Consider the following 15,880-nt stretch of genomic DNA (forward strand, 5'->3'; position numbering starts at 1 on the left):
GCCGTGATGACCGGGGCGACCGTCCGGCCTTCCGCCGTGACGACCGTCGCGATGACCGCCGTGATGATCGCCGTGACGACCGTGGTGGCTTCCGTCGTGACGACAACCGTGGCGGTGGATACGGCCGGCGCGACGATCGTCGGGACGACCGTGCCCCTGGCTCCCGTCCCTCGTTCCAGCGTGACGACCGTGATCGTGGTCCGCGTCGGGACGACCGGGGTGACCGTCCCCCCTTCCGCCGTGACGACCGTCGCGATGACCGCCGTGACGACCGCCGTGACGACCGTGGTGGCTTCCGTCGTGACGACAACCGTGGCGGCGGGTACGGCCGCCGTGACGACCGACGCGACGACCGGCGTGGCGATGACCGCGGCGGGTTCCGTCGTGACGACCGCCGTGATGACCGGGGCGACCGTCCGGCCTTCCGCCGTGACGACCGTCGCGATGACCGCCGTGATGATCGCCGTGACGACCGTGGTGGCTTCCGTCGTGACGACAACCGTGGCGGTGGATACGGCCGGCGCGACGATCGTCGGGACGACCGTGCCCCTGGCTCCCGTCCCTCGTTCCAGCGTGACGACCGTGATCGTGGTCCGCGTCGGGACGACCGGGGTGACCGTCCCCCCTTCCGCCGTGACGACCGTCGCGATGACCGGAGCGACCGTCCGACCTTCCGCCGCGACGACCGCGGCGACCGTCCGGTCCGCCGCGACGACCGGCGTGACGACCGGCGTGACGACTTCCGCCGTGACGACTTCCGCCGTGACGACCGTGGTGAGCGTCGGGACAGTGACCGTGGCGGCTTCCGTCGTGACGATCGCCGTGATGACCGGGGCGACCGTGGTGGCTTCCGTGGCCGTGACGACCGCGGTGGGCGTCCCGGTGGGTTCCGTGGCCGTGACGACCGGAGGGACGACCGCGGCGGACGCCCCGGAGGCTTCCGCGGCCGGGACGACCGACGTGACGACCGCAGGGACGACCGGCGTGACGACCGCCGTGGTGGCGGGCGTTTCCGGGACGAGCGGGACCGGGACAGGGAGCCCATCAAGCGGCTGCCGATCCCGGAGGACGTCACGGGCGACGAGATCGACAAGGACGTACGGCAGGAGCTGCAGAGCCTGCCGAAGACGCTCGCCGAGGACGTCGCCAAGAACCTGGTGATGGTCGCCAGGCTCATCGACGAGGACCCCGAGGGCGCGTACGCCTACTCGAAGGTGGCCCTGCGGCTGGCGTCGCGCGTGGCCGCCGTACGCGAGGCGGGCGGGTTCGCGGCGTACGCGAACCAGAAGTACTCCGAGGCGCTCGCCGAGTTCCGGGCCGCTCGGCGGATGACCGGCAGTGCGGAGCTGTGGCCGGTCATGGCCGACTGCGAGCGTGGGCTCGGGCGGCCCGAGAAGGCGCTGGACATGGCGGGGGCGCCCGAGGTGAACAAGCTCGACAAGGCGGGGCAGGTCGAGATGCGGCTTGTCGCGGCCGGCGCCCGGCGTGACATGGGTCAGCTCGACGCGGCCATCGTGACGCTGCAGAGCCCCGAGCTCGCCTCCAACTCCGTCCAGCCGTGGACCGCGCGGCTCCGGTACGCCTATGCCGACGCGCTGCTCGCCGCCGGTCGTGAGGGCGAGGCGCGCGAGTGGTTCGCGAAGGCCGTCGAGGCCGACCGGGACGGCAGCACGGACGCCTCGGACCGGCTCGCCGAGCTGGACGGCGTCGAGTTCGTCGACGCCTTCGACGACAGCGACACCACGGACGACGCCGAGGCCGAGGACGAAGCTCAGGCCGAGGTCGAGGACAAGGTCGAGGCTGAGGTCGAGGTCGAGGACGACAAGGAGTGATCTGTGCGAAAGGGCGGGACCGATGCGGTCCCGCCCTTTCGTGTGTCAGGGCTCCAGTGCGCGCAGCACCAGCCCCGACGCCGGTTTCGGGCCGAACGATGTCGACTTGCGGGGCATCGTGACGCCCTGGCGTGCCAGGTCGCGGACGACCTCCTCGCGGACGGGGTGCATCAGGACCGCCGTACCGCCGTCGTGCTCCGCCTTGGCGACCGTCGCCGCCGTGTCGTGGATGTAGGCGATGTGGGCCGGCGAGTCCTCCGGGATGCGCCACACATGGTCCAGGAGCGTGGCGTGCAGGACCGTGGCGTCCAGCGTGCGCCAGGCAGCGGGGCGGTCGGCGGGGATCGTACGGGCCAGCAGGTCCGGGTCCGGGCGGTCCAGGAGGTGGAAGGCCCCGTCACCGGCCAGGAGGAAGGCGTTGCCCGCGCACGCGGCGTCGGCGAGGACCTCCAGCGCCTCGGCCAGCGGCACGTCGAGCCGTCGTACCCGGAACAGGCCCTCCACGGCGGCCAGCGCGTCCGTGAGCGGCAGGGCGTGCAGGAGGCGGTGGATCGCGCGGACGCGCAGCGGGTAGCGGGCCGTGTCGACCAGGAGGACCAGGCCGTAGTCCCAGGGGCTGGGGGAGGGGTGCTCCGTGCGCAGCCGGCGGTAGGTCGCCCAGCGGTGGTGGCCGTCGGCGATCAGGGCCTGGTGACGGGCCAGTTCTGACTGGATGGCGGTCACGTCGGAGGGGTCGGTGACCGACCACAGGCGGTGGTTGTAGCCGTCCTCGGTGGTGGTGGACAGCAAGGGGGGCTTGTCGGCGAGGCGTTCCACCACGTCCGCCGTGGTGGCCGTCGAGCCGTTGCCGCGGTAGGTCAGGAGCAGCGGTTCCAGGTTCGCGGAGGTGGCGCGCATCAGGGCCGCGCGGTCGGCGACCACGTGCGGCATGACGTCCTCGTGCGGCAGGACGACGCCCTCCGCCGGGTCCGAGACGCGCAGGGCGCCGATGATGCCGCGCTGGAGCATGCCGTCGGCGTGCCGCTGTTCGTAGACGTACAGGCCCGGTTCGGGGTCGGTGGTCAGGACGCCCTCGGCCTGCCAGCGGCGCAGCGTGTCCGAGGCCTGTTCGTTGCGGTCGGTCGGGCTGGGCGCCTGGGGGAGGATCAGCCGGACGATGTTGTACGGGTCGGCGTCCTGGAGGTGGTGCAGGCCGTCGGGGCGCACGACGACGTCGTACGGCGGGGACGTCACGGCGGAGAGGCTGCCGACCCGGTCGGGGTCGTAACGAAGGCCGCGGAACGGGGTGAGTTCCAGGCCCCGGCGCGCCGTTGCCTCCGAGTGACCTGCTGTGTTCATCCCGGCATCGTACGTGTGCCGGTGGCATGAGGGATGATCGGGGGAAAACGTCGAACGAGGAGCGATGCGGAATGGGCCAGAGCGTCAGGACGAGTCCCGCGGACAGTGAGCGGGCCCTGAGCGAGGCGTACGACACGGCGCTGCTCGACCTGGACGGTGTGGTGTACGCGGGGGGCAACGCCATCGCGCACGCGGTCGAGTCGCTGGCGACCGCGCGCGACGGCGGGATGCATCTCGCCTACGTCACCAACAACGCGCTGCGGACGCCGGATTCGGTGGCCGCCCACCTCACCGAGCTGGGGATACCGACGGGGGCCGACGACGTCATCACCTCCGCGCAGGCGGTGGCCCGGCTGATCAGCGAGCAGATGCCGGAAGGCGCGCGGGTGCTGGTGATCGGCGGCGAGGGCCTGCGGGTCGCGCTGCGCGAGCGCGGGCTGGAGCCCGTGGAGTCGGCGGACGACGATCCGGTGGCGGTCGTGCAGGGGTACGGCGGCCCCGAGTTGCCGTGGGGGCGGTTCGCGGAGGCGTCGTACGCCATCGCGCGCGGGCTGCCCTGGTACGCCTCCAACACCGACCTGACGATTCCGGGCGCCCGTGGGATCGCGCCGGGCAACGGCGCGGCGGTGGAGGTCGTGCGCATCGCGACCGGGGCCGAACCGCAGGTGGCGGGCAAGCCGTTGCCGCCCATGCACCGCGAGACCATCCTGCGCACCGGCGCCGAGCGGCCGCTGGTGGTCGGGGACCGGCTGGACACGGACATCGAGGGGGCCTTCAACGGCGAGGTCGACTCGCTGCTGGTGCTGACCGGTGTCACCGACGGCGCCCAGCTGCTGGCCGCGCCGCCGCAGCACCGGCCGACGTATGTCGACGCCGATCTGCGCGGCCTGCTGACGGGCCAGCCGGAGGTCGCGGCGGCGGACGGCGGCTTCCGGTGCGGCGGGTGGACGGCCGTCGCCGGCGGGGAGCGGCTCGAACTCGACGGTGACGGCGAGGCGTTGGACGGGCTGCGGGCGCTGTGCGCGGCGGCCTGGACGGCGGCCGGGGACGGTGTGTGCGAGCTGGACCCGGGGAAGGCGCTGGCGCGGCTGGGGTTCTGAGCACCGGGGATCGATCGATTATGCGAGGGTAGGCTAACCTAACCTCGTGTTGGTCGACAGTCCTCCAGAGCAGCGCGCGGAGACCGCCCCCGCGCCCCCGACCCGCCGGGCGGTCCGTGCCCTCGGTCTCCTGATCGCCGTCCTCGTCCTGGTGCTCGTCGCGTTGGCGAGCATCGCGATCGGCGCGAAAGGGCTGTCCCTGGGGCAGGTGTGGCACGGCCTGTTCCAGGACACGGGCACGTACGGCGACGTGGTCGTCGACGAGCGGCTCTCGCGTACCGTCCTCGGGCTGCTCGCCGGTGCCGCGCTCGGCCTGTCCGGGGCCGTGCTCCAGGCGCTCACCCGCAATCCGCTGGCCGACCCCGGACTGCTCGGCATCAACGCCGGCGCGTCGGCCGCGGTCGTCACGGCGATCACCTTCCTCGGTGTCACCAGCCCGAGCGGCTATGTCTGGTTCGCGTTCCTCGGAGCCGCGGCGGTCGGGGCGCTCGTCTGGTTCCTGGGCGGCAGCCGGGGCGCGACACCCGTGCGGCTCGCGCTCGCCGGCACCGCGATCAGCGCCGCGCTCTACGGCTATCTGCAGGCCGTGATGATCACGGACCAGGCGGCGCTGGGCAAAATGCGCTTCTGGACCGTCGGTTCGCTGTCCTCGGCGACCGACTCGACGATCACGCAGGTGCTGCCGTTCTTCGTGGCCGGCACGCTGCTCGCCCTCGGCCTCGCCCGGCCGCTGAACGCCGTGGCCATGGGCGACGACACCGCCAGGGCTCTCGGCGCCGACCTCAACCGCACGCGGGCGCTGTCCATGCTGGCGGCGACCGTGCTGTGCGGGGCGGCGACCGCCGCGTGCGGGCCGATCGCGTTCGTCGGGCTGATGGTCCCGCACGCCGTACGGTCCTTCACCGGTCCCGACCTGCGCTGGATCCTGCCGTACGCGACGATCCTGTCGCCCGTGCTGCTGCTCGGCGCCGACGTCGTCGGCCGGGTCGTCGCCCGCCCCGCGGAACTCCAGGTCGGCATCATCACCGCGCTCGTCGGCGGGCCGGTCTTCATCTTTCTGGTACGACGGCGGAGGACGGCCCAGCTGTGAGGAACCACCGTGTGCTCAGGGCCCCGGGCGGGCTCTCCCTGCGCCTGGACGTGCGTGCCGTCACCGTCGTCGTCCTGCTGCTGCTCGCCGCGCTCGCCGCGAGCGTCGTGCTGATCGGCACCGGCGACTTCCCGATCCCGGCCGGCGACGTGGTGCGGACGCTGCTCGGCGACGGCAACGCGGGCCAGGAGTTCATCGTCAACGAGCTGCGGCTGCCCAGGGTCCTGGTCGGACTGCTGGTGGGCGCCTCGTTGGGGCTCGGCGGCGCCCTGTTCCAGGCCGTCACCCGCAATCCGCTGGGCAGTCCGGACGTGCTCGGCCTCGGACAGGGCGCGACCGCCGGGGCGCTGGTGATGATCGTGCTGTTCTCCGGCAGCGCGGCCCAGGTCACCGTCGGCGCGCTCGTGGGCGGACTGGCGACCGGCCTCGCCATCTACCTGCTGGCCTGGAAGCGGGGCGTGCACGGCTACCGGCTGGTCCTGGTCGGCATCGGCGTCTCCGCGATCGTCACCGCGGTCAACGGCTATCTCCTCACCGTCTCCGACATCGTGGACGCGGCCCGCGCGCTCGTGTGGATGACGGGGTCCCTCAACGGCCGTGACTGGGAGCAGGTCTGGCCGCTCCTCGGGGTGTGCGCAGTCCTCGTGCCGCTCGTCCTGGCGGGCGGGCGCGGCCTGCGGATGATGGAGATGGGCGACGACGTCGCGAACGCCCTCGGGGTGCGCGTGGAGCGCGTACGGGCGCTGCTGATGGTGGCCGCCGTCCTGCTCGTCGCCACGGCGACGGCGGCGGCCGGGCCCGTCGGCTTCGTCTCGCTCACCGCCCCGCAGCTCGCCCGGCGCCTCACCCGCTCGCCCGGCCCCAACCTGCTGCCGTCGCTGTGCATGGGCGCCGCCTTGCTGGTCACCGCCGACTGGGCCTCGCAGCGGGCCTTCGGCGCCGACCAGCTGCCCGTCGGCGTGGTCACCGGTGTCCTCGGCGGCGTCTACCTGCTGTGGCTGCTGGTCGCGGAGCGCAGGGCGGGCCGGATATGAGCGGCCCGCAGAACACGTACACCCCAAGGAGCGCAGTGAACCGCCTGTCCGCCGAGAACGTCACCCTCGCCTACGACCAGCGGGTCATCGCCGAGCAGCTCTCGGTGGAGATCCCCGACCACTCCTTCACCGTGATCGTCGGCCCGAACGCGTGCGGCAAGTCCACGCTGCTGCGCGCCCTGTCGCGGATGCTCAGGCCGAGCCACGGACGGGTGCTGCTCGACGGGCACGTCATCCAGTCGATGCCCGCGAAGAAGGTCGCGCGGACTCTCGGGCTGCTGCCGCAGTCGTCGATCGCGCCCGACGGGATCACGGTCGGCGACCTGGTCGGCCGCGGCCGGTACCCGCACCAGGGCCTGCTGCGCCAGTGGTCGGCCGAGGACGAGCGGGTCGTGCGAGAGGCCATGGCGCGCACGGGGGTCGCCGAGCTCGCCGAGCGGTACGTGGACGAGCTGTCCGGTGGTCAGCGCCAGCGCGTGTGGATCGCCATGGCGCTCGCCCAGCAGACACCACTGCTGCTCCTCGACGAGCCGACCACCTACCTCGACATCCAGCACCAGATCGACGTCCTCGACCTGTGCGCCGAACTCCACGAGGAACAGGGGCGGACGCTCGTCGCCGTGCTGCACGACCTCAACCACGCCGCCCGGTACGCCACCCATCTGATCGCGCTCAAGAGCGGCCGGGTCGTCGCCGAGGGCGCGCCGAACGACATCGTCACGGCCGAACTGGTCGAGGAGGTCTTCGGGCTGCGCTGCCAGGTCATCGACGACCCGGAGACGGGCACCCCGCTCGTCGTGCCCGCGGCGCGCAAGGCACGCGCGGCGGTGGCTACAGAAGCTTCCTGAGGCGGAACAGGTCGACCAGGCTCGCCTCCAGCTTCACCCGGCCCGAACCCCAGGCGCGGGCGAAGTTCAGCTCGCCGTCCACCAGGGCCACCAGGTCGTCGCCGGACATCGTCAGCCTGATCTGTGCCTTCTCCTTCGGCGGCCCCTGGACGACCTCGTCGACAGCGATCCGGCCGTCGGTCATCCGGCCGACGAGGGTCACGTCCAGGTCGGTGATCCGGCAGCTCACCGAGCGGTCCAGGGCGGCGGCCGCCCGGACGTCGCCGTCGGCGCCCCGCATGTTGTCCGAGAGCTTCTCGAGTGCGGTACGGCACTCCTCGATCGTTGCCATCGCGATCGACGGTACCCCAGGGCTTCGATGTAGCGTCTGGGCATGAGCGACTCTGTGCCCGAGGCCCCACCGGAGCAGGAGCGGCCCGAGGTCGAACCGGAGTACGACCCCGCCGCCCCCGCCCCGCTGGACGTGCCCCGCACCCCCACCGGCAACGCCGAGGTCGACGCCCACCTGGAGCGGCTCGGCGACGCCGACCACCTCGCCACCGACGGACACGTCGAGGTGTACGAGGATGTACACGGGGGGCTGCGCGACGCGCTCACCGCGCTCGACGCGCGCCCGGGACCCCCGGCGCCCTCGCCGTCGTACGACCCGAGGACGCCTTCACCCTCGTATGGCAACAGGAGCTGAACCGAACGTGGCAGGAGTCGCACGCCGCCGTCTGGACGCGGAGCTGGTCCGCCGTAAGCTCGCGCGCTCGCGTGAGCACGCGAGTCAGCTGATCGCGGCCGGGCGGGTCACCGTCGGCAAGACCGTCGCGACCAAACCGGCCACGCAGGTGGAGACCGCGGCGGCGATCGTCGTCTCCGACGACGCCGGCGATCCCGACTACGTCTCCCGGGGCGGGCACAAGCTCGCGGGCGCCCTGGAGGCGTTCGTGCCGCAGGGGCTCGTGGTGAAGGGGCGGCGGGCGCTGGACGCCGGCGCCTCCACCGGCGGGTTCACGGACGTGCTGCTGCGCTCGGGGGCCGCGCACGTCGTCGCCGTGGACGTCGGTTACGGCCAACTCGCCTGGACTCTGCAGAGCGATGAACGCGTCACCGTCAAGGACCGTACGAACGTACGCGAGTTGACGCTTGAAGCGATCGATGGGGAACCTGTGGATCTTGTCGTGGGCGATCTGTCCTTCATCCCGCTAGGGCTGGTGCTGCCGGCCCTCGTGCGGTGCGTGAAGCCGGACGCCGACCTGGTGATGATGGTCAAGCCGCAGTTCGAGGTGGGCAAGGAAAGGCTGGGCAGCGGGGGAGTCGTGCGGAGTCCGCAACTGCGGGCGGAAGCCGTGCGTGGCGTGGCCCGGAAGGCGTGGGAACTGGGCCTCGGGGTGCGGGGTGTCACCGCCAGTCCGCTGCCCGGACCGTCCGGGAACGTCGAGTACTTTCTGTGGCTGCGGGCCGGAGCAGCCGAACTGGACCCGGCCGATGTCGACCGAGCAGTGGCGGAGGGGCCGCGTTGAGTCAGAACCGAGCTCGTACTGTTTTCCTCCTCGCCCACACGGGCCGGCCGGCGGCCATCCGCAGTGCCGAGCTGGTGGTCAAGGGCCTGCTGCGCGAGGGCATCGGCGTGCGCGTGCTGGAGTACGAGGCCGCCGACCTGCCGCTGCCGGACGAGGTGCAGCTGGTCAAGGAGGCCACTCCGCAGTGCCTCGACGGGTGCGAGCTGCTGATCGTGCTCGGCGGTGACGGCACGCTGCTGCGCGGCGCCGAGTTCGCCCGCGCCTCCGGCGTGCCGATGCTCGGCGTCAACCTCGGGCGGGTCGGCTTCCTCGCCGAGGCCGAGCGGGACGACCTCGACAAGGTCGTCGACCGGGTCGTGACCAAGGCCTACGAGGTCGAGGAGCGGATGACCGTCGACGTCGTCGTTCACCAGAACGGGGACATCGTGCACACCGACTGGGCGCTGAACGAGGCGGCCGTGCAGAAGGCCGGCGCCGAGAAGCTCCTGGAAGTCGTCCTGGAGATCGACGGGCGGCCCGTCACCGGGTTCGGCTGCGACGGGATCGTGCTGTCCACCCCGACCGGATCGACCGCCTACGCCTTCTCCGCGGGCGGTCCCGTGGTGTGGCCCGAGGTGGAGGCGCTGCTGATGGTGCCGATCAGCGCGCACGCCCTGTTCGCCAAGCCCCTGGTGACCTCGCCGGACTCGGTGCTGGCGGTGGAGGTGCTGCCGCACATCCCGCCGGGGGTGCTGTGGTGCGACGGGCGGCGGACGGTGGAGCTGCCGCCGGGGGCCAGGGTCGAGGTGCGGCGAGGGGCCGTGCCGGTGCGGCTGGCCCGGCTGCACCACGCGTCGTTCACGGATCGGCTGGTGGCGAAGTTCGCGCTGCCGGTGTCGGGGTGGCGGGGGGCTCCGCACTAGGGTTCGGGGGGTGCCCTGTCGTCGGCGGGTGCGGGTGGTTTGCGGTTGCTCGCGCCCACGCGGCAGAGCCGCATGCCGAAACAGTCCCGCGCCCCTCGGGGCGTGACACTCCCCCGGGTGACAAGGGCACCTCGCACTCGGCTGCCCGGACCTCGTAAGGTCTTCATCGTGCTGGAAGAGATGCGGATACGGTCGCTCGGCGTCATTGATGACGCGGTCGTCGAGCTGTCACCCGGGTTCACCGCTGTCACCGGTGAGACGGGTGCGGGCAAGACCATGGTCGTCACCAGCCTGGGGCTGCTCCTGGGCGGGCGCGCCGACGCGGCGCTCGTGCGGATCGGGGCCGACAAGGCCGTGGTCGAGGGGCGGATCTCGGTGGCCCAGGGCGCCGCGGCCGTCGTGCGGGCCGAGGAGGCCGGGGCCGAGCTGGACGACGGGGCGCTGCTGATCAGCCGCACCGTCTCCGCCGAGGGACGGTCGCGGGCCCACGTGGGCGGGCGGAGCGTGCCGGTCGGACTGCTCGCCGACCTCGCCGACGACCTCGTGGCCGTGCACGGGCAGACCGATCAGCAGGGGCTGCTGAAGCTGTCCCGGCAGCGGCAGGCGCTGGACCGGTACGCGGGCGACGCGGTCGCCGGGCCGCTCGCCAAGTACGGCGAGGCCTACCGGCGGCTGCGGGCCGTGTCGGTCGAGCTGGAGGAGATCGTCACCCGCGCGCGTGAGCGGGCCCAGGAGGCCGACATGCTGCGCTACGGCCTCGACGAGATCGCCGGGGTCGAGCCGCGGGCCGGAGAGGACGCCGAACTGGCCGAGGAGGCGGAGCGGCTCGGACACGCCGAGGCGCTGTCGTCGGCCGCCACGGCCGCGCACGCCGCCCTCGCCGGGAACCCCGAGGACCCCGAGGGCATCGACGCGGCGACCCTCGTCGCGGGCGCCCAGCGGGCGCTGGACGCCGTGCGGTCGCACGACCCGGCGCTGTCCGCGCTCGCCGACCGGATCGGGGAGATCGGCATCCTGCTGGGCGATGTGGCCGGCGAACTGGCGGGCTACGCCGACGACCTGGACGCCGACCCGCTGCGGCTGGCGGCCGTCGAGGAACGGCGGGCCGCGCTGACCGCGCTGACGCGGAAGTACGGCGAGGACGTCAACTCCGTCCTGGCGTGGGCCGAGCGCAGTGCCGCGCGACTGACCGAACTCGACGGCGACGACGAGCGGATCGGCGAACTGACCGCCGAGCGGGACGCGCTGCGGGCCGAACTGGGCGGGCTCGCCCAGGCGTTGACCGACGCGCGGGCGGAGGCCGCCGAACGGTTCGCGGCCGCCGTGACGGCCGAACTGGCCTCCCTCGCGATGCCGCACGCGCGCGTGTCCTTCGAACTGCGGCAGAGCGAGGACCCGGAGGGCGTGGAGGTCGGCGGACGCACCGTCGCCTACGGGCCGTCCGGCGTCGACGAGGTCGAGCTGCTGCTCGCCCCGCACCCGGGGGCGCCGCCGCGGCCCATCGCCAAGGGCGCCTCCGGCGGTGAACTTTCGCGCGTGATGCTCGCCGTCGAGGTCGTGTTCGCGGGGACCGACCCCGTGCCGACGTACCTCTTCGACGAGGTCGACGCCGGTGTCGGCGGCAAGGCGGCCGTCGAGATCGGGCGGCGCCTCGCCCGGCTGGCGAAGAGCGCGCAGGTCGTGGTCGTCACCCACCTTCCGCAGGTGGCCGCCTTCGCCGACCGGCAGTTGCTGGTGGAGAAGACGAACGACGGCTCCGTGACGCGCTCCGGCGTGAAGGTCCTCGAAGGGGAGGACCGCGTACGGGAGTTGTCCCGGATGCTGGCCGGCCAGGAGGACTCCGAGACGGCCCGTGCGCATGCCGAGGAGCTGCTGGCCACGGCCCGCGCCGACGTCTGACAGCCCAAGCGGAGGTGACGGAGCGGTCCGTCGCCTCCGTACGCCGGTTCGGGCCGACGCGCTCCCGTCGGCCCCCGCACCGACACGGAGTCTTCACCTCCCCACCCGGAATCACCCCGTCCTCACCCGTGTGAGTGATGCTGCCCCGGTTTCCGCCCGTTCCCCGGCAGGTTCGCGTTGCCGGAACACCCGTACGTGCTGGCATCCTTGGGCGTGGAGCGTGGAGGAAACCGCGCGGTACACCCCCTCCGCCCGGTCCTTCTGTACCTTCTTCGTGACCGCCCGACGCCGAATCAGGAGCCCCGGCCGCGTGAGCCCCGTCAGCAGCCATCCGCCGCACGGCCAGTCGTCGCTGCGCACCGTGCAGGTGCTGGGCGGCGGCAACGCCGGCAGCAGCGCGCATGTGCGTTCGCTGGCCTCCGGCCTCGTCGCGAGGGGCGTACGGGTCACGGTGTGCGCCCCCGCCGAGGCCGACCGCCTCTACGACTTCACCGGCGCCGGCGCCGAACACGTCCACGTGCCCCGCAGCAGCGACCCGGCGTCCGTGGCCGTGCTGCGGGAGGCGTGCAGGAACGCCGACCTGGTGCACGCGCACGGGTTGCACGCCTCCTTCCGCGCCGTGCTCGCGCTCGGCGGGCGGCGCACCCCGCTCGTCGTCACCTGGCACAACCGGGCGCACGCCGAAGGCGCCCGGGCCCATCTGCTGCGCCTGCTGGAGCGGCGGGTCGTCAAGGCCGCCACGGTGGTCCTGGGGACCACCTCCGACCTCGTCGACCGGGCCCGCGGCTCCGGCGCCCGGGACGCGCGGCTGGCCGCCGTCGCCCTGCCCGTGCCGTCCCGGCCCGCCGACCACGACGACCCGGAGCGGGCCGGCTCCAAGCTCCGGGCCGAACTCGGCACGACCGGACGACCGTTGCTGCTGGCCGTCGGCTCGCTGGACCGGCACCGCGGCTACCGCACCCTCCTGGACGCCGTGCACGGATGGCGGCGCCTCGACCCCGTGCCGCTCGTCGTGATCGCCGGAGAGGGCCCCCTGCGCGGGGTGCTGCAGCGCCGTATCGAGGACGAGGAGCTGCCCGTCCGGCTCATCGGACGCCGCGACGACGTGGGCGACCTCCTCGCCGCCGCCGACCTCGCGCTGCTGCCCAGCGGCTGGGAGTCGCGGTCCGTGTTCGCCCAGGCGGCCCTGCACGCGCGCGTGCCGCTCGTCGCGACCCGCGTCGGCGGCATCCCCGAACTCGTCGGCGACGCCGCCGAACTCGTCCCGTACGGCGACGCCAAGGCCCTGGCCGACGCCGTGACCGCGCTCCTCGCCGACCCCGAGCGGTGCGAGCGGCTCAAGGACAACGGCACCCGGCAGGCGGCCACCTGGCCGACCGAGGACGAGACCGTCGCCCAAGTGCTCAGCGTCTACGACGAGTTGACCCAGCCCCGGCCGCTCGTCTAGCCGCCGGTGCGGCGGCCGTCCCGGGGCACGTGCCGACGGGCCCGCAGGGCCAGGCTCAAGGCCAGTACCGTCTGCGGGTCGTCGAGGTCCGTGCCGAGCAACTCGCCGATCCTGGCGAGGCGGTTGTAGAGGGTCTGGCGGTTGAGGTGCAGCTCCCGGGCCGTCTCCGCCTTGCGGCCGGCGTGCGCCAGGTATGTCTGCAGCGTGGGCAGCAGGGGCGGCTTCGAACGCTCGTCGTGGTCGCGCAGGGGGCCGATGGCACGGTCCACGAACGCGGCCAGGTCGGGATGCTCGCGCAGCCGCCACAGCAGCAGGTCGATGTCGAGGCGGCGGGCGTCGTACCAGGGGCGGTCCGTCAGCCCCTGGGCGGCCGTGGCCGTCTCCGCCGCGTGCCGCAGCCCCGCCGAGGCCGCCGCCCAGCCGCCAGCGACGCCGACCACCACCACCGGCGGCTGCGCCCCCGGCCGCCGCATGCCCGCCCGCTCCACGCCGGCCCGCAGCGCCGCCGCCACCCGGTCCGCCACCGCCGACCGCTCCGACTCCGACCGCAGGCCCAGCAGCACCAGGACACGGCCCTCCACGGGCCGTACGCCCAGCAGCACCGGCACCCCGACCGCCGCCAGTTCCTCGGACACCGCGCGCGCCAGCACCGCCCACCCGCCGCCCGGGGACAGCGCGTCGCCCAGCCGCATCACGACCGGCAGCAGCGGACTGCCGCCGGGCTTGAAGCCCAGCACGCGCGCCTGGGCGGGCGCGTCCTCGGCGGTGATACGGCCCTCGGCCAGGTCGGTGAGGAAGTCGCCGCGGCCGCGCGCCGCGAGCTCCTCCTCCTGCCGGGCCTGCATCAGCACGACCGCGAGGATGCCCGCGGCCCGTTCGGCCGCCATCCGGTGCACCGTCGCCAGCGGCGCGCGTACCGGAAGCAGCACCAGCCGGGCCCGTACCGCACCCGTCCCCGGCCCGCCCCCGGGCACGTCCACGAGCACCGACCCCGACGGCGGCGGGGCGTCCTTGCGCTGGCCGCGCAGCCCCTCCCAGACCTGCAGCGGGTCCGCGCCCTCGGGGCCCTCCCCGGCGGCGTAGAGCAGCTGGCCGTCCGGTGTCTCCAGGAAGACCGGGTTGCCGCCGAAGTCCGCCAGGATGCCCAGCACCTGGGGCACCCCGCCGCCGCCCAGCAGGGCCTCGGTGCAGCGGCGGTGCACCTCCTCGGCCCGCTGCAGCAGCGCGTAGTGGCCGTTGACGATCTCGGTGTGGATCTCCTCCGTCACCGCGACGAACGGCACCTCGCGGTGCAGCTGGACCAGCGGCAGGCCCATCGAGCGGGCGGTGTCGACGAGCGTGGCGGGCAGCCGGGTGAACCGGGGGCCCAGTTCCACCACGAGGGCCGCGATGCCCCGCTCGGCCAGGGTGCGCACGAACGCCCGCTGGTCGGCGGGGCGGGTGCCCAGCCCGTAGCCCGTGGTCAGCAGCAGCTCGCCGCCCTTGAGCAGCGAGGCGATGTTGGGCACCTCACCGGCGTGCACCCAGCGCACGGTCCGCCGCAGCCGGTCGGCGCCCGCCACGACCTCGGGCAGACCGCTGCGCAGTCCGGGCAGCTCCAGTGCCCGCTGCACGGTGATGCCGCCGCCCTGGGTGTCGAATCCGCTGTCCGTGCCGCTGTCCATGGACCGGACGCTACCTGTGTGGACGCCCCGGGGACACTTCCGGTCGGTGGGCGGCGGCGCGGCCCCGGACGAGCCCCGCCGCCGTGCCCTCGCGCGGGCTCAGCCGCCGTAGGCCCCCGACGCCGTCAGGCGCAGGGCCGTGTCGATGAGCGGGACGTGGCTGAAGGCCTGCGGGAAGTTGCCGACCTGGCGCTTGAGGCGCGGGTCCCACTCCTCGGCGAGCAGGCCGAGGTCGTTGCGCAGGGAGAGCAGCTTCTCGAAGAGCTTGCGCGCCTCGTCCACGCGGCCGATCATCGCCAGGTCGTCCGCCATCCAGAACGAGCAGGCCAGGAAGGCGCCCTCGTCGCCGGGCAGGCCGTCGACGCCCTCGCTGTCGCCCTCGGTGGGGTAGCGCAGGATGAACCCGTCCGGGGTGGACAGCTCGCGCTGGATGGCCTCGATCGTGCCGATCACGCGCTTGTCGTCCGGGGGCAGGAAGCCCATCTGCGGGATGAGCAGCAGCGACGCGTCCAGTTCCTTCGAGCCGTACGACTGCGTGAAGGTGTTGCGCTCCTTGTCGTAACCCTTCTCGCACACGTCCCGGTGGATCTCGTCGCGCAGTTCCTTCCACCGCTCCAGCGGGCCGTCGGCGTCGCCGGACTCGATGAGCTTGATGGTGCGGTCGACGGCGACCCAGGCCATGACCTTGGAGTGCACGAAGTGCCGGCGCGGGCCGCGCACCTCCCAGATGCCCTCGTCGGGCTCGTCCCAGTGCTGCTCCAGGTAGCGGATCAGCTTCAGCTGCAGCAGGGAGGCGTAGTCGCTGCGGGCCAGGCCCGTCATGTGGCCCAGGTGCAGGGCCTCGGTGACCTCGCCGTACACGTCGAGCTGGAGCTGGTGGGCGGCGCCGTTGCCGACGCGCACCGGCGCGGAGTTCTCGTAGCCGGGCAGCCAGTCCAGCTCCGCCTCGCCGAGCTCCCGCTCGCCCGCGATGCCGTACATGATCTGCAGGTTCTCGGGGTCGCCGGCGACCGCGCGCAGCAGCCACTCGCGCCAGGCGCGGGCCTCCTCGCGGTAGCCGGTGCGCAGCAGCGAGGACAGGGTGATGGCCGCGTCGCGGAGCCAGGTGTAGCGGTAGTCCCAGTTGCGGACGCCGCCGATGTCCTCCGGGAGGGAGGTCGTGGGCGCCGCGACGATGCCGCCCGTCGGCGCGTACGTAAGAGCCTTCAGCGTGATGAG

General features: G+C 73.4%; 15 protein-coding genes. 11 read left to right on the forward strand and 4 right to left on the reverse strand.

The window, feature by feature from the left end; translation table 11 throughout:
• The first annotated feature begins 240 nt into the window (after positions 1 to 240).
• Positions 241 to 1,161, forward strand: coding sequence for a hypothetical protein (locus M8J74_RS34285; RefSeq protein WP_249840188.1), 921 nt, complete (start codon positions 241 to 243; stop codon positions 1,159 to 1,161).
• On the forward strand, positions 1,053 to 1,832 hold the full coding sequence (locus M8J74_RS34290; protein ID WP_249840186.1) for a tetratricopeptide repeat protein: 780 nt from the start codon (positions 1,053 to 1,055) through the stop codon (positions 1,830 to 1,832). Before M8J74_RS34285 ends, M8J74_RS34290 begins: the two co-directional genes overlap by 109 nt.
• A 45-nt stretch (positions 1,833 to 1,877) precedes the next feature.
• On the opposite strand, the gene M8J74_RS34295 is transcribed toward M8J74_RS34290, so the two are convergent.
• On the reverse strand, positions 1,878 to 3,170 hold the full coding sequence (locus M8J74_RS34295; RefSeq protein WP_249840176.1) for a DUF1015 domain-containing protein: 1,293 nt from the start codon (positions 3,168 to 3,170) through the stop codon (positions 1,878 to 1,880).
• A gap of 71 nt (positions 3,171 to 3,241) precedes the next feature.
• Between M8J74_RS34295 and M8J74_RS34300 the strand changes: the two genes are divergently transcribed.
• The 4 genes from M8J74_RS34300 to M8J74_RS34315 are packed head-to-tail and all read left to right on the forward strand — an operon-like array spanning position 3,242 to position 7,242.
• Entirely contained in the window at positions 3,242 to 4,270 is a 1,029-nt protein-coding gene (locus M8J74_RS34300) for an HAD-IIA family hydrolase (RefSeq protein WP_249840177.1), read from the forward strand.
• Positions 4,271 to 4,316: 46 nt separating this feature from the next.
• Entirely contained in the window at positions 4,317 to 5,360 is a 1,044-nt protein-coding gene (locus M8J74_RS34305; protein WP_249840178.1) for a FecCD family ABC transporter permease, read from the forward strand.
• Between the two features lie 11 nt (positions 5,361 to 5,371).
• A complete protein-coding gene (locus M8J74_RS34310; protein WP_372500358.1) occupies positions 5,372 to 6,394 on the forward strand; it encodes a FecCD family ABC transporter permease in 1,023 nt (340 codons plus the stop codon).
• A complete protein-coding gene (locus M8J74_RS34315; protein ID WP_249840180.1) occupies positions 6,391 to 7,242 on the forward strand; it encodes an ABC transporter ATP-binding protein in 852 nt (283 codons plus the stop codon). The genes M8J74_RS34310 and M8J74_RS34315 overlap by 4 nt, the downstream gene beginning before the upstream one ends.
• Here M8J74_RS34315 and M8J74_RS34320 read toward each other — a convergent pair.
• Positions 7,226 to 7,573 (reverse strand): SCP2 sterol-binding domain-containing protein, encoded by a 348-nt coding sequence (locus tag M8J74_RS34320; protein ID WP_249840181.1) that lies wholly within the window; start codon positions 7,571 to 7,573, stop codon positions 7,226 to 7,228. The two genes, M8J74_RS34315 and M8J74_RS34320, sit on opposite strands and share 17 nt — an antisense overlap.
• A gap of 42 nt (positions 7,574 to 7,615) precedes the next feature.
• Here M8J74_RS34320 and M8J74_RS34325 point away from each other — a divergent pair, with 42 nt between their 5' ends.
• The 5 genes from M8J74_RS34325 to M8J74_RS34345 all read left to right on the forward strand — a co-directional run bounded on the left by M8J74_RS34325 (position 7,616) and on the right by M8J74_RS34345 (position 12,998).
• Positions 7,616 to 7,927 (forward strand): hypothetical protein, encoded by a 312-nt coding sequence (locus M8J74_RS34325; RefSeq protein WP_249840182.1) that lies wholly within the window; start codon positions 7,616 to 7,618, stop codon positions 7,925 to 7,927.
• A 7-nt stretch (positions 7,928 to 7,934) separates the two neighbouring features.
• Positions 7,935 to 8,750, forward strand: coding sequence for a TlyA family RNA methyltransferase (locus M8J74_RS34330; RefSeq protein ID WP_058926190.1), 816 nt, complete (start codon positions 7,935 to 7,937; stop codon positions 8,748 to 8,750).
• Positions 8,747 to 9,652 (forward strand): NAD kinase, encoded by a 906-nt coding sequence (locus tag M8J74_RS34335; protein WP_058926191.1) that lies wholly within the window; start codon positions 8,747 to 8,749, stop codon positions 9,650 to 9,652. Before M8J74_RS34330 ends, M8J74_RS34335 begins: the two co-directional genes overlap by 4 nt.
• 180 nt (positions 9,653 to 9,832) lie before the next feature.
• Positions 9,833 to 11,551, forward strand: coding sequence for a DNA repair protein RecN (gene recN / locus M8J74_RS34340; protein ID WP_249840187.1), 1,719 nt, complete (start codon positions 9,833 to 9,835; stop codon positions 11,549 to 11,551).
• A gap of 310 nt (positions 11,552 to 11,861) precedes the next feature.
• Positions 11,862 to 12,998 (forward strand): glycosyltransferase family 4 protein, encoded by a 1,137-nt coding sequence (locus tag M8J74_RS34345; RefSeq protein ID WP_249840183.1) that lies wholly within the window; start codon positions 11,862 to 11,864, stop codon positions 12,996 to 12,998.
• Here the strand turns inward: M8J74_RS34345 and M8J74_RS34350 are convergent.
• Both M8J74_RS34350 and M8J74_RS34355 read right to left on the reverse strand, forming a co-directional pair.
• Positions 12,995 to 14,662, reverse strand: coding sequence for a PucR family transcriptional regulator (locus tag M8J74_RS34350; RefSeq protein WP_249840184.1), 1,668 nt, complete (start codon positions 14,660 to 14,662; stop codon positions 12,995 to 12,997). The genes M8J74_RS34345 and M8J74_RS34350 overlap by 4 nt on opposite strands.
• 99 nt (positions 14,663 to 14,761) lie before the next feature.
• A partial coding sequence (locus M8J74_RS34355; RefSeq protein WP_249840185.1) for a glycoside hydrolase family 15 protein occupies positions 14,762 to 15,880 on the reverse strand: 1,119 nt, incomplete at its 5' end.

Origin of the sequence: Streptomyces panaciradicis (assembly GCF_023516615.1) — a bacterium.
GTDB classification, from domain to species: Bacteria; Actinomycetota; Actinomycetes; order Streptomycetales; family Streptomycetaceae; genus Streptomyces; species Streptomyces panaciradicis.

Bases quoted from the DNA above. Each gene is read 5' to 3' on its own strand.
- M8J74_RS34295 (WP_249840176.1), bottom strand. From the start codon at position 3,170: ATGAACACAGCAGGTCACTCGGAGGCAACGGCGCGCCGGGGCCTGGAA.
- M8J74_RS34320 (WP_249840181.1), bottom strand. From the start codon at position 7,573: ATGGCAACGATCGAGGAGTGCCGTACCGCACTCGAGAAGCTCTCGGAC.
- M8J74_RS34315 (WP_249840180.1), top strand. From the start codon at position 6,391: ATGAGCGGCCCGCAGAACACGTACACCCCAAGGAGCGCAGTGAACCGC.
- recN (WP_249840187.1), top strand. From the start codon at position 9,833: ATGCGGATACGGTCGCTCGGCGTCATTGATGACGCGGTCGTCGAGCTG.
- M8J74_RS34350 (WP_249840184.1), bottom strand. From the start codon at position 14,662: ATGGACAGCGGCACGGACAGCGGATTCGACACCCAGGGCGGCGGCATC.
- M8J74_RS34325 (WP_249840182.1), top strand. From the start codon at position 7,616: ATGAGCGACTCTGTGCCCGAGGCCCCACCGGAGCAGGAGCGGCCCGAG.
- M8J74_RS34300 (WP_249840177.1), top strand. From the start codon at position 3,242: ATGGGCCAGAGCGTCAGGACGAGTCCCGCGGACAGTGAGCGGGCCCTG.